At 35.8% G+C, this 453-nt stretch carries 1 protein-coding gene; it reads left to right on the forward strand.

The window, feature by feature from the left end:
• On the forward strand, positions 1-453 hold a 453-nt coding region (locus Q0954_RS34465; protein ID WP_299466763.1), incomplete at both ends, for an IS630 family transposase.

Below are 453 nucleotides of genomic sequence, written 5' to 3' on the forward strand. Positions count from 1 at the left end.
TTCATTTGCTATTCCTGGATGCAGCTCATTTTGTAATGGGTGTATTCCTTCCCATTTTATGGTGCATAAAAAGAGTTTTTGTTAAAAGCTCCTCGGGCAGAAAACGTTACAATGTGCTTGGTGCAATTGATGCCATAAGTAAAAAAATACATACGCTCACGAATGAAGAATATATTAATTCACAAACCATTATCAGCTTTATGGAGCAACTAAGGTCTTATTATAAAGAGGGTAAACCGATTTATATTGTGTTGGATAATGCACGTTACCAAAGGTGTCAAATTGTACAATATATGGCTTGGTTCCTTGGTATACACTTGGTCTTTCTTCCTCCATATTCTCCCAATCTCAATATTATTGAACGACTGTGGAAATGGACAAAAAAGAAGTGTCTTTACGCTAAGTTTTACGACTGCTTTCAGGCGTTTAAAAATGCTATTGACAAAACACTCC

Source organism: uncultured Microscilla sp. (assembly GCF_947493425.1).
Lineage (GTDB): Bacteria > Bacteroidota > Bacteroidia > Cytophagales > Microscillaceae > Microscilla.